The 686-nt window shown below is 67.9% G+C and carries 1 protein-coding gene; it reads right to left on the bottom strand.

The window, feature by feature from the left end:
* Positions 1–56: 56 nt before the first annotated feature.
* Entirely contained in the window at positions 57–467 is a 411-nt protein-coding gene (locus tag IH13_RS0120920; protein WP_031086672.1) for a rodlin, read from the bottom strand.
* Positions 468–686 lie beyond the last annotated feature (219 nt).

Here is a 686-nt window from a genome sequence, read left to right as displayed (position 1 = left end):
ACGGGAACTGGACGGGTCCCGAGGCGTCCTCGGCGGCGGGCCGGGGCCGGCCGGCGTCAGCTGTTGCCGCCGCCGTTGGCCGAGAGGATCGGGATGTCGTTCAGGATGTGCGACAGCGCCTCGTCACCCTTGGCCTGGGTGGAGTTCTCGGTGCACTGCTGGTTCTGCGGCGAGGACAGGACGTTGATGTCCTGGACCGAGATCGGGACGAGCCCGATCAGCGAGCCGAGGTTGGCCTTCGCGGGCAGCGCGATGCAGGGCTTGTTGAACGAGCCCTGGATCAGGCCGATCTGAGGGCTCATGTTGCCCGAGGTGCTGCTGTTGCCGTAGTACTGCACGGCACCGTTGCCGTTGACCGCGGTGGTCCCCTGGTCGTTGCCGGTGGCCATGGCGGCGGGGGCCGCGACGGCGGAGACACCTGCGACGGAGGCGGCCATCGCCGCCGACGCCAGAACCTTCTTGATCATGAACTAGCCCTTCTGGATTGCCTGTTGCCCGCTTCCGCGCTGCGTGCCGAGGGCACGCCTCACGGTCGGACGTGGTTGTGCCACTTCACTCGAACGGTGCTGTGTACTCCGACCGACCAGGGAACGCGCCGGACCGGGCACCGGAGAAAATGCGCTGAATGGAGAGAGCTTCCGCGATGCGGACGGTCAGCCGCCGACCGGCAGTCCACCGATCAGCGG

The sequence above is a fragment of the Streptomyces sp. NRRL WC-3549 genome (assembly GCF_000721935.1).
Classification (GTDB): Bacteria; Actinomycetota; Actinomycetes; order Streptomycetales; family Streptomycetaceae; genus Streptomyces.
Note: the sequence above shows the minus strand (reverse complement) of the source record. Positions and strands in the feature narration are given on the sequence as shown.